We start from the raw sequence: 11,672 nt of genomic DNA, 5'->3' as shown, positions 1-11,672 counted from the left end.
CTTATCGTTTTAATGGCAAGGTCACGAGGAAGGTTGTACCTTGGTTAGTTTTGCTGACAAAAGTAATATCGCCATGCAAAACCTCCACGCATTTTTTGACGATGGACAGCCCAAGCCCAGATCCTTCGATGATCCCAACGTTTTTTGCTCTAAAGAAACGGTCGAATAGCTGACTATGTTCACTTTCAGGGATACCAATTCCTTGATCTTTCACTTCTGCCTTCAAACAATCATCTTCTTGCCAAACATTAAACTCCACAGTTTTACCATCTTTGGAGTATTTTATTGCGTTGGAAAGGAGATTTTCAAAAATCTGATACAATAAGTCCGGGTCAGAAGTAATGGTCTTTGGAAGCTTGGTGAAATTCGTAACTAACTTCACATCATGCTCCGCCCCCGCTTTGACGACATCTACTACCTCATTCAATAAAGCCGCCAAAAACATCTTTTGTGGCTTATAATCAATTTTGTTGGCATCTGCCTTTCCAAAAAACAATACAGATGTTAGTAAGCTATTGAGATTCCTAACGGAGTTTTCAATCTTGTCCGCATGCTTTGTAATTTTCGCCTTAAAGGGATGTTCCTTTTCCGCATACTTCTGCAAAAGCTGGGCAGAACTCAAAATTGAAGTAAGGGGTGTTTTAAAACCATGCGATACATTCAATACTATACGGGATTTCAACTCACCGATTTCTCGTTCCTTTTCTAAGGCTCTCGTCAATTCTTTATTGGCTTCAGCCAGATCTTTGGTACGCTGGCGAACCTTCTCTTCCAACTCGTTATTTAGTTTTTGGAGTTCTTTTTCTTTGCGGTCTTTAAAAATAGCCAATTCAATCACCATGTTGAGTTCACGGATATTGAATGGTTTAATAACATAAGCGGAAGGATTCGTACCTACCACCTTGTTGAGCGTATCTGCATCAGAACTCGCACTGAGATACACTACGGGAATATCGTATTTATCATTGATAATCTCTGTGGTACGAATACCGTCTAATTCTCCCGCCAAGTTGATATCCATCATGACAATATCCGCTTGATTATTTTCCAAAATATCCAACGCATACTCCCCCGTCTCCGAAATGGCGATGATTTGATGGTTATTTTTTTCCAAAGCCTTTTTGAGGAGTAATGCAGATACATGATCATCCTCAACAATTAGTATTTTTAAAGGAAACATAGCGTTGTTCAAATTGAGATGTGCAAATTACAAGTTTTGATGATATTAAAAAACACTAGTCTTTATCTAAAGGAATACTGACTTGCACCCGGGTACCTTCTCCTTTTTTACTTTCAAACTCAATACTTCCTCCCATCAGTGTAATCAAACTCTTGGTTATAGTCAATCCCAAACCGGTGCCTTCGTACTGCCTTAGGTAACCGTCACTTTCTTGTTCAAAGGGTTGAAACATCCGTTTCATATATTCCTCACTCATACCAATCCCTTGATCTTCAACACGTAAGACCAAGAACATATCTTGTTTTGAAACCTTAACAGTAATTAGACCATTATTAGAATATTTGATAGCATTTCCGACTAAATTATTTAGAATCATCTCAACATACCGTTGATCAATCATCCCAACAAAAGGCTGTTGTTCATAGTTAGCCGTTAACAAAACCCCCTTTTTAACTGCTATAGCTTTGAGTGGCATCAGTACTTTCGCAACAAAATCATTGATATTTGTTTTCTGATACTTCACTTCCATCTTGTTTGCCTCAATTTTGGAAAGGTCCAAAATACTGTTGATTGTATGAAGAAGTCGTTCTCCAGACTCTAAGATGATTTCCAATTGATCCACCAATTCTTTTTCATCCGGACGTTGGAGCATGATATGCTCTGCTGTGCCCAAAATACCATTGAGTGGAGTTCTGATTTCATGGCTCATATTGGAAAGGAAACTAGTTTTTAAGCGATTAGCTTCTTCAGCCTTTTCCTTAGCCGCCTGTAGTCTTTGTTCTTGCTCATGTTGCTCTGTGATATCGGTAAAGACTGAAAGAAAAACCTTCTTACCATTAAACTCGGATTTCAATTCCGTTGAAAAATAGTCAATCACTTTCAAGCCTGTATTAAAAGGCATAGCAATCTCCATATTAAAGGTTGTAGAGCCCTGTTTAATAATTAAGCTCTCAATTTCTTTACGCTTTTCTTCGTAGAAATTTGGATCTGAAAACACATCCCACAAATGGATTTCTTCCAAAACTTTTTCTGGTATACCTACCATTTTGGATAAAGCTGGGTTTACTGCAATGATTTTTCCATCTTCTGTACTCAAGGAAAGCCCATCTTTGGAGCTCAGCCACACATTTTTAAATTGATCTTCTGTCACAGAAGCTTCATAAATTTTTTCGTCAATGGCCTGTTTTAAAATACCTTTTTCCTTAAGCTGAGTCATTAGCGTACTCACCAGATACCCAATTAAAAAGAAAATAAGCAAAACTGTCAAAATAAACCATAAGCGAAGATAAACTGGCTTGAGTATCTCAAACTGATTGGAAGAAACCACGGGTGTTTCTATTTGATTGCCCAAACTGACTTTCATATGAAAGCGGTAATTACCCGGCGGAAGATTACTGAATGTAATGGAATTTGTTCTAGGATTGATTATCTGAATCCAGTCGTCATGAAAACCTTCCAAGTAGTAATACACAATGTAATCCAAGCTTTGTAAAAATGATGGGGCCAAATATTTCACCTCTATAAAATTGGTCGTAGAAGACACTTGCAGGATCTCTTGATTATCTTCATCCGAGTTCAGTACCGCAAGCGAAGTGATTTCGATATAGGGGGGAGGTAAGTTGATTATTTCCTCGGCAGGATTATACAAGGTCAAGCCTTTATGAGTACCTATCAGCAGTTGGCCATTCGGCGATTTTTGTAAAGCTCCCCTATTGATCTCTGAACCAGCCACTCCACTTTTTTCGGTGAAATTTTTAATTATCTCGTCATCAATCAAGAATAACCCCTTATCAGTACCTGCCCAAACCCTTCCTTTATCATCGCGGCGCAACGCATATACTGGCCTTGAGATTGTTTGCCCCATACGCTCGTAATCATTCAATTCTCCATTGCTGAATACTTTAAGCCCCTTTTCTGTACCGATAAGAATCTCATTATCTAATTCCAAATAATCAAACCCTACAATAAACAGGTGATGAGGTGTGATTCGAATAGAGTCATCCGTATAAAGATTACCGCCTAGCAACACCATCAAGCGGTCATCTGATAGCTTTCCGATTTTACGTACATAAAACTCTTTTAATCGACTGATATCTCTCCAGTTTTCTGTTAAATCGTACTTAAACAACTCATTTATTGGATCTTGAATACCTGTCAAAAAAACTTTGTTTTTAGCACTGATGTAAAGAGAATCTCCAATTGGAAATACTCCAATGATTTCTTCTTTGGAAGGTGTGTTGAAAAACTGTACAGTTTTATTTTTTATAGTAAACTTCCCCACTCCTTGCTGATTACCTGAAATCCACACTTGACCTAACCTATCCGAAGTAATATTAGTGATTCGGGTTTTCGGTTGACTGAATAAATCGGGAAAATGTTGAATGGTGTGGACTTGATTTCCTTCCCAAAGTTGCAGACCATTATTAAATCCAAGAAGGTATTGATCGTCATCCAGAACATGTATAGCCGTAATTTCATCATCAATAAACTCCCTCCTATTGTAATTGAGAAACATTAATGAAGAGACATTAACAAGCCCTCTTGTGGATGCAATCCAAATGATTCCTTCTCTATCCACCATTGCTGATGATAAACTATAAGAACGTAAATTCTGGATTGCCTCAATTTTTAATCTTTGGCCTGATACAGGATTATATTGCATCAATTGGGAGTTAAAAAAAAAGTAAACCTTCCTGTTATGAACCTGTAAATACGAAAAATCTATATGCGTATACTTTGGCTCTTCAAACCCGTCTGTTAGTATCTCATCTACTTTATTTAAGGCTTTCCCTTTAGCCAAAAAATTCCTGCCGAGAAAAAAATAGGTTTCATTATCCTTAGCAACATGGTAAATCCGACCATTTTCAAAGGGATTTTGTATTTCATAAAAGACAGGAGCTCCATCTTTTATTGAAACGATGCTATTTTCAAAAAACAACAACATTTCCTCTGACTCTTCGAAAAAAGTGAAATACATGCCTACCTCCCGGAGCGGCAGATCGTAAGATAACCACTTAGCTTCTCTTCTTTCTTGAATGTATAACTTTTCTTCGTCCAGAAAAACAAGCTTTTTTTCTTTGCCCTGTCCAAAAACTACTAAACGTTTGTACAATTCACTGGATTGGGCAACAATATCTGATGGCAACTCTAACTCCCTCCAATTCAGTTGATCATAAAAAAATACTTTTGCTGACTTGTTATGGTTAAACAGCCAAATCCAACCATCTCGATCCAAAAACATTCCCACATCATTGCTCAGGACTGATTGAACAGGGGTAGGAATCGGAAAAGTTGTAAAACCATCCGAATAATGAACTCCCATTGAGGTGTTGAACCACATTCTTCCTTTGGTGTCTTGTAGCAAACCTCGGATGGTTTCGGATGGCAAATCTACCCCTCTAATCTGCTGATTAAAGGTAAATGACTGTGCATAGAGCCCAAGACCCCAGAAAATAAAGCAAGAAAATAGAAAATAAAACCGCATGGTTAGCCTGGATTACCGACTAAATTAGAAAAAGTTATGGGAAGTGGAAATTAAATAGATAATGTTTATCATTTCTTTTTGCAGTAGGCGGTATTCTTTTAATTTTGTGGCAAACTAAAAATTAACCGTAGATGAGTGTTTTAGTCAACAAGAATTCAAAAGTGATCGTGCAAGGCTTTACCGGTTCGGAAGGTTCTTTTCACGCACAGCAAATGATAGAATATGGCACCAACTTAGTAGGTGGCGTTACTCCAGGTAAAGGTGGGACTACCCACTTGGAAAAACCTGTGTTTAATTCTGTAGAAGAGGCTGTTCAAAAAACAGGAGCAGACACTTCCATCATTTTTGTTCCACCGGCTTTTGCAGCGGATGCCATCATGGAAGCAGCTGAGGCAGGTATCAAAGTTATCATTGCCATCACTGAAGGTATTCCTGTGGCTGACATGATGAAAGCAAAACCTTACATCAAAGAAAGAGGGGCTACTCTTATCGGACCTAACTGTCCAGGCGTAATCACTCCTGGAGAAGCGAAAGTGGGTATCATGCCAGGTTTTGTGTTCAAGCAAGGAAGAGTAGGAATCGTTTCCAAATCTGGAACGTTGACTTACGAAGCTGCTGACCAAATCGCAAAGGCTGGATTGGGTGTGTCAACAGCAATCGGTATCGGTGGTGACCCTATCATTGGTACATCTACCAAAGATGCTGTACAGCTATTAATGGAAGATCCTGAAACAGATGCTATCGTAATGATCGGTGAGATTGGCGGTAACTACGAAGCGGAAGCTGCGAAATGGATCCGTGAAAATGGTAACAAAAAACCAGTAGTAGGATTTATCGCTGGACAGACCGCGCCTCCAGGACGTAGAATGGGCCATGCCGGTGCAATCATCGGTGGAGCAGACGATACTGCGGCTGCAAAGATGCGTATCATGGCTGAAAACGGAATTCATGTAGCAGAATCTCCAGCTGAGATCGGTGCTGTTATGGCAAAGGTCTTAGGAGTAGAAGCTTAATTGCGTAGCTAATATCCTCAAGGAATCTCCCTGAAAGAATTATATAAAACCCGAGGAATGTCTTCGGGTTTTTTCTTACTAAAAAAATTCACAAATACCCAATACATCCATCATGTTTCAAGAACCTGCTAATTTCAAAGAAAACGACCATTTCTTTTTTCAAGCAAACCAAAAGCTAGAAATTGAATGCAATGCTCCCAAGGACAAAGAAGGCGTATTTAAAATAATCGAATTGCGAAATGGATCTGTTAATCTAGTCTATATTGGTTATACCAAATACAATGGACTTTACGATGAAATTGTCAATGGGCTACATTACACCAAAGAATCTAGAAGCAAAGCATTAAAGACTCAACTAACCAAAGATAGAGCGGACGCAGTGGACATCTATTGGTATGTGACTGACAATAGAGATAATCCTAAAAAACAGGCCGAAGAAATGCTGGAGGATTTTAGTTCATTCACCGGTCAAATGCCAAAATGGAATAAATGATACGGGAGTTCACTTAATGATACTGCCCATTTTGTTTACGATGATGTCAATGTTAAAAAAAAGGTAAAAGCATGCGGACTTCAACTTGCATTATCTATTCATCTGTCGACGGACAAACCAAGAAAATCTGCGACCGTATACATGACATCTTAAAGGATTTGGGAGAATCAACCGTGATTATATCTTCGACTAACTTAGATCAGCCGGAATTTCTCCTTCAACAAGCAGATAAAATCATTTTAGCATCAAGCATCCGATATGGTAAACACCATAAGGAAATTACTGATATCATCCACCATAACTATGATTTGCTTAATTCCAAGACTTCTGCTTTTATTTCCGTGAATTTGGTGGCACGGAAACAAGAAAAGGCAAGCTTCAACACCAATCCTTATGTGTTCAAGTTTCTTCAATCCATCCCTTGGAAACCCTCGATTACGGCTGTTTTTGCGGGTAAATTAAATTACCCAATGTATAATTTCTGGGACCGCTTACTTATCCGAATGATCATGAAACTAACCAAAGGCCCTACAGATCCCAATACTGTTATCGAATACACCGATTGGTCAGCAGTAGAGGATTTTGCGAAAAAGTGGCATCAACTGAAATAAGTGATTAATTTCAACAGGATAGTTTGCGGTTTTGGATACTTTTTATAATTTAGTTTGATACACTATCTTTAAAAAACTTATGCGGACTTTTTATACAGAACATGGTAAAATAGTCTTTGAATCTGATAGAATTTTGATTGAGGATAATGCAAAGAAAGAAAAAATCTCTCAGATGTTTATTGGTTTTACCGGCTTCTTAGTTGGCATCTCTCAAATATACAGTTCTTTTCAAGGTGAAGGTTGGTTTTGGTTTGGAGTTGGAATATGCATTATAAATGGAGGATTGATAATTGCCTATTTTTTCCGCTCAATTGCTCCTGAAATTCCATTTTCCCAAATCAAATCAATAAAAGTAAAAAACAGGCTTGGGATTTATCACCTAGATATCAAGCTGCAAAATATGAAATCTAGGCATGTTAATGGAAGCTTCAGTCACGAGACTTTGCAACAATACATTTCTGAAGTATTTCCAAAATAAAAGCCTTTCTTCCAATTAGATAATAGAAGAAAGGCCATAATTCATACGTGGTAGTGTACTTAATAGGCTCGAACCACTTTTCCTTCCATATAGTTGACAAAAGCACGGTTAACGACTCGCATACCACCGGAAGTAGGGAAGTCACCTGTAAAGTACCAATCGCCCAAATGGTCAGGGATACATTTATTCAAGCTTTCGACGGTCTGATACAAAACCTTAACCTCGGCACGGATTTCAGAAGTTGTGATAATTTCGGCTATTTTATCGGAGATTTCCTGGTCGCTAAATGATTCATAAATCTCCTTCACAAAGTTTTCGTCGGTATTTTGATGCGAAGCACACTTATCGTACACCCGATCCATTATGTCCTCCATTCCACGCTCTTTCAACAAGGCAACTGCCGCTCTGAAAGCAATGAAATCTTTCATTTTGGACATATCAATCCCATAGCAGTCAGGATACCTAATCTGTGGAGCAGATGAAACGATTACAATTCGCTTAGGATTTAATTTATCCAAGGTAGTCAGGATACTTTTTTCAAGTGTTGTACCTCGCACAATAGAATCATCTATGACCACCAAGGTATCAATCCCGGCCCTTACGACCTCATAGGTTGTATCATATACGTTTGCCACCATCGCATCCCGATCTGAATCATTGGTGATGAAGGTTCTCAACTTCACATCCTTGCTGACCAACTTCTCCACGCGTGGGCGAAAATTCAACAATTCTTCCAAATCCTCCAGATGAGGTTTCCCTTCCAATAAAATTTCTTTCCGTTTGGCGGCCAAATAATCCTCCAAGCCTTCTATCATACCCAAAAAAGCTGTTTCAGCTGTATTAGGAATGTAAGAAAACACGGTGTTTTTCAAATCAAAATCAATGGCTTTCAACACCTGTGGGATCAAGGCTTTGCCTAACAGCTTCCGCTCACGGTAAATATCCGGATCTGTTCCTCGGGAGAAATAGATACGCTCAAAACTACAAGACTTACGCTCACGGGCAGGCAAAATCTCATGCTCCCCAAATGACCCATCTTTATTGATTACCAAAGCATGCCCTGGCTGAATTTCTTTAATTTCATTGTAAGCAACATTAAATGCTGACTTGATCGCTGGCTTTTCAGAAGCAACAACCACAAACTCTTCATCAGCAAAGTAATAGGCTGGACGAATACCCGAAGGATCACGCACCACAAAGCTACTGCCATTACCTATCAATCCGGCCATGGCATATCCCCCATCAAAATCCCTACAAGACCTGCGAAGAATTCTAGCTACATCCAATTCATTTTCAATAATATGCGTCAGCTGCTCGTTGGTATATTCGTGTTTGTATTTGTCAAAAATCCGTTGGTTTTCCTCATCCAAAAAGTGTCCGATTTTTTCCATGACTGTCACGGTATCGGTTTTTTCCTTAGGGTGCTGTCCCAATTCTACCAACTTCCCAAAAAGTTCCTCTACATTGGTCATGTTGAAATTTCCAGCCATGACTAAGTTTCTACTTCTCCAGTTATTTTGCTTCAAAAATGGATGGCATGTTTCTATGCTGTTTTCACCGTGAGTTCCGTAGCGAAGATGCCCTAACCAAACTTCTCCTGTAAAAGCAATATTTTCCTTCAACCACGCTGCATCCAAGATGCCTTTCTCCCCTGCCTGCTTTTTCGCTTTTTTATACTTCTTTTGGATTTTTTCGAAGATATCGTTGACTGCTTGAGGCTCGATCGAACGGTAGCGACTGATGTAGCGCGTCCCTGGAGAAGTGTTGATTTTGATATTGGCCACACCTGCACCATCCTGTCCCCGGTTGATTTGCTTTTGCATCAACACGTATAATTTGTTGGGGATAAAAAGGGGCGAACCGTACTTATCTAGGTAATATTGAGGGTCTTTCCTCAATCGAATCATGGCAATACCACACTCATGCTTGATTTGATCACTCATTTGATTTGGGCGAAATATCCTGGAAAGTGCAAAGGTAGCTCTTTTTTAGAAGTTTATAGAAGCTTTAAAAAATTGATTTCACATTTATTTCGCTAAACAAGTGGAATCTACATAAACCCTATTCATACGACAATTTACACCTTGACCACCTTGACATCCAAAAAAGGCATCCACTCTTCCGCATTACGCATGGCATATTCTGCTAAATAAAAGCTCAAGTTTGGTTTAAATGGCTGAGAACGCAATTTCAAACCGGATTGTTCAGGTGATTTATCTCCTTTGTAGACATTACAGCGATTGCAGGCTGTAATCAAGTTCGTCCAACTTGTTTTTCCTCCTTTTGATTTAGGGATGATATGGTCAATAGTCAGGTTTTTGGTGGATCCACAATATTGACACTCGTTTCCATCTCTTTTGAATAAATTATTCCTATTCAACAGAACACTTTTAAATGGAATGTTTTTGTATTCATTCAAGCGAATGACAGCAGGATATTTAAATTCTTGGCTGACAGTACGGATCGATAATTTATCAAAATGGCTTAATGTAGTCACCTTATCCAAAAATGAAAGAACAAGTGCTTTCTGCACCGTGACTACGCCCACGGGACTATGATCTAAATTCAACACCAAAACTCGTTTTTCCATTACCCACTAATATAAAATCTTTGTGTGGAAAAACCTGTTGTTCAAACGGAATGTTTTTAAAACTTCATTCTTTCTAGCTCTCGTTTGGTGTCTTTTGCCTTGATAGACTCGCGTTTGTCATGTATTTTTTTACCTCTTGCCAAGGCGATTTCCATCTTTGCAAGTCCTTTGTCATTGATAAAGATTCGAATGGGAATAATAGACAAGCCTTTTTCCGAAAATTTACCTTCAATTTTATCCAATTCCTGTTTATTGAGTAAAAGTTTGCGTTCGCGTACCGCATCGTGGTTGTAGCTTGCTGCCATGGAATACGGGGCAATGTGCATTTGCTTGATAAACAACTCGCCTCTTCTAAAATAACAATAAGCTTCTGTCAGAGACACCTTACCTTCACGGATGGATTTGATCTCTGTCCCCTTCAACTGAATGCCTGCCACATATTTATCAATAAATTCAAACTCAAAACTGGCTTTCTTATTTTTGATATTGATGATCTTCTCGAATCTATTTTTCTTTGTTGTCATCTGTTCTTATTATCTATTCCCTGAGTTAAAACTCAGGGCTATTCATTTTTTGAATCCTTCCCATGGGCTTGAAACCTTAAACTATCGATTTTACAACTGGATTAAAACCCAGGATATATCTCGATTCTTGTGTCTTGACTCTTGTGTCTTGTGTCTAACTTCTAGTATCTCGTCTCTCGCTTCCCGCATCTATCAAATCTTCATCCTAGCCTCGGGCACTACATCTAACCCCACAAACTCTCCTTTAAGATATTTGTAATGTGCTGCCATCGCAATCATAGCCGCATTATCGGTGCAGTATTCGAATTTTGGCACATAAACTTTCCAATGATGCTTTTGAGCTAAGAATTCTAATTCATTTCGTAAACCACTGTTGGCAGAAACACCACCTGCTATGGCAATTTCCCTGATTTTATACTGATTAGCCGCTTTTTTTAGTTTTTGCATCAGCATTTTGATTAAGGTATATTGGACTGATGCGGCTATATCTGCCAAGTTTTCTTCTATAAACTGCGGATTTTCTTTTAACCGATCTCTGAGAAAGTAAAGCACCGCAGTTTTAATACCTGAAAAAGAAAAATTCAATCCAGGCATATCAGATACAGGAAATTCAAAAGCTCTCGAATTACCTTCTTTGGCGTATTTATCGATCAAAGGACCTCCTGGATAGGGTAGTCCCATAAGTTTGGCTGTCTTATCGAAAGCCTCCCCTACTGCATCATCTGTAGTCTCTCCAATGACCTCCATATCCAAGTAGTCTCTCACTAAGACCAATTGGGTATGCCCACCACTGACCGTCAAACAAATAAATGGGAATTTTGGCTTGGGATCTTCGATAAAATGAGCCAAAATATGCGCTTGCATGTGATTGATGTCAATCAAAGGAATATTTAAAGCAAAAGCCATTGCTTTGGCAAATGAGACTCCTACCATCAGAGACCCCATCAGTCCAGGACCTCTGGTGAAAGCCACAGCAGATAACTCTTCTTTGGCTATACCCGAAGACTCTATAGCTTCATGAATGACTGGAATCAAGTGCTGCTGATGAGCACGGGAAGCCAACTCAGGAACAACCCCACCATATTTTTCATGGACAGATTGCGTTGCGATTATATTATTAAGTACTTTGCCATCAGAAATAATAGCTGCGGACGTTTCATCACAGGATGATTCGATGGCGAGAATAGTTATTTTCATTTGAGATTGACCCTTGGAAAAGAAGCCGAAAGTTACGGAATTTTTATGGAAAGCCTTGAAGCTACTGACAAGGCTAATGGTCTTTTTTGTATTACTGTTAAT

10 protein-coding genes are annotated in these 11,672 nt (G+C 38.9%); 4 read left to right on the top strand and 6 right to left on the bottom strand.

Annotated features, from left to right (window positions below):
- Position 1: 1 nt before the first annotated feature.
- Positions 2–1,180, bottom strand: coding sequence for an ATP-binding protein (locus tag ACXIUD_RS11530; RefSeq protein ID WP_458052792.1), 1,179 nt, complete (start codon positions 1,178–1,180; stop codon positions 2–4).
- Positions 1,181–1,235: 55 nt separating this feature from the next.
- Positions 1,236–4,664 (bottom strand): ATP-binding protein, encoded by a 3,429-nt coding sequence (locus ACXIUD_RS11525; protein ID WP_458052791.1) that lies wholly within the window; start codon positions 4,662–4,664, stop codon positions 1,236–1,238.
- A gap of 131 nt (positions 4,665–4,795) precedes the next feature.
- Between ACXIUD_RS11525 and sucD the strand changes: the two genes are divergently transcribed.
- The 4 genes from sucD (at position 4,796) to ACXIUD_RS11505 (ending at position 7,259) form a co-directional block, all read left to right on the top strand.
- Complete coding sequence (gene sucD / locus ACXIUD_RS11520; RefSeq protein ID WP_458052790.1) at positions 4,796–5,677, top strand: succinate--CoA ligase subunit alpha; 882 nt, start codon at positions 4,796–4,798, stop codon at positions 5,675–5,677.
- Between the two features lie 112 nt (positions 5,678–5,789).
- Positions 5,790–6,170 (top strand): hypothetical protein, encoded by a 381-nt coding sequence (locus ACXIUD_RS11515; RefSeq protein ID WP_458052789.1) that lies wholly within the window; start codon positions 5,790–5,792, stop codon positions 6,168–6,170.
- Positions 6,171–6,241: 71 nt separating this feature from the next.
- The gene (gene hemG / locus ACXIUD_RS11510; protein WP_458052788.1) at positions 6,242–6,781 is read left to right on the top strand and encodes a menaquinone-dependent protoporphyrinogen IX dehydrogenase; all 540 of its coding nucleotides are present in this window, start codon (positions 6,242–6,244) and stop codon (positions 6,779–6,781) included.
- A gap of 79 nt (positions 6,782–6,860) precedes the next feature.
- Entirely contained in the window at positions 6,861–7,259 is a 399-nt protein-coding gene (locus tag ACXIUD_RS11505; RefSeq protein ID WP_458052787.1) for a hypothetical protein, read from the top strand.
- 59 nt (positions 7,260–7,318) lie between these two features.
- On the opposite strand, the gene ACXIUD_RS11500 is transcribed toward ACXIUD_RS11505, so the two are convergent.
- The 4 genes from ACXIUD_RS11500 to tsaD all read right to left on the bottom strand — a co-directional run bounded on the left by ACXIUD_RS11500 (position 7,319) and on the right by tsaD (position 11,570).
- Complete coding sequence (locus ACXIUD_RS11500; protein ID WP_458052786.1) at positions 7,319–9,202, bottom strand: amidophosphoribosyltransferase; 1,884 nt, start codon at positions 9,200–9,202, stop codon at positions 7,319–7,321.
- A 134-nt stretch (positions 9,203–9,336) separates the two neighbouring features.
- Entirely contained in the window at positions 9,337–9,849 is a 513-nt protein-coding gene (locus ACXIUD_RS11495; protein WP_458052785.1) for an HNH endonuclease, read from the bottom strand.
- 56 nt (positions 9,850–9,905) lie between these two features.
- Positions 9,906–10,373 (bottom strand): SsrA-binding protein, encoded by a 468-nt coding sequence (gene smpB / locus ACXIUD_RS11490; RefSeq protein ID WP_458052784.1) that lies wholly within the window; start codon positions 10,371–10,373, stop codon positions 9,906–9,908.
- 192 nt (positions 10,374–10,565) lie between these two features.
- The gene (gene tsaD, locus ACXIUD_RS11485; RefSeq protein ID WP_458052783.1) at positions 10,566–11,570 is read right to left on the bottom strand and encodes a tRNA (adenosine(37)-N6)-threonylcarbamoyltransferase complex transferase subunit TsaD; all 1,005 of its coding nucleotides are present in this window, start codon (positions 11,568–11,570) and stop codon (positions 10,566–10,568) included.
- Between the last annotated feature and the right edge of the window lie 102 nt (positions 11,571–11,672).

Source organism: Mongoliitalea sp. (genome assembly GCF_054166905.1).
Note: the sequence above shows the minus strand (reverse complement) of the source record. Positions and strands in the feature narration are given on the sequence as shown.

Bases quoted from the DNA above. Each gene is read 5' to 3' on its own strand.
- hemG (WP_458052788.1), top strand. From the start codon at position 6,242: ATGCGGACTTCAACTTGCATTATCTATTCATCTGTCGACGGACAAACC.
- tsaD (WP_458052783.1), bottom strand. From the start codon at position 11,570: ATGAAAATAACTATTCTCGCCATCGAATCATCCTGTGATGAAACGTCC.
- ACXIUD_RS11495 (WP_458052785.1), bottom strand. From the start codon at position 9,849: ATGGAAAAACGAGTTTTGGTGTTGAATTTAGATCATAGTCCCGTGGGC.
- ACXIUD_RS11525 (WP_458052791.1), bottom strand. From the start codon at position 4,664: ATGCGGTTTTATTTTCTATTTTCTTGCTTTATTTTCTGGGGTCTTGGG.
- ACXIUD_RS11515 (WP_458052789.1), top strand. From the start codon at position 5,790: ATGTTTCAAGAACCTGCTAATTTCAAAGAAAACGACCATTTCTTTTTT.
- ACXIUD_RS11530 (WP_458052792.1), bottom strand. From the start codon at position 1,180: ATGTTTCCTTTAAAAATACTAATTGTTGAGGATGATCATGTATCTGCA.
- ACXIUD_RS11505 (WP_458052787.1), top strand. From the start codon at position 6,861: ATGCGGACTTTTTATACAGAACATGGTAAAATAGTCTTTGAATCTGAT.
- sucD (WP_458052790.1), top strand. From the start codon at position 4,796: ATGAGTGTTTTAGTCAACAAGAATTCAAAAGTGATCGTGCAAGGCTTT.
- smpB (WP_458052784.1), bottom strand. From the start codon at position 10,373: ATGACAACAAAGAAAAATAGATTCGAGAAGATCATCAATATCAAAAAT.
- ACXIUD_RS11500 (WP_458052786.1), bottom strand. From the start codon at position 9,202: ATGAGTGATCAAATCAAGCATGAGTGTGGTATTGCCATGATTCGATTG.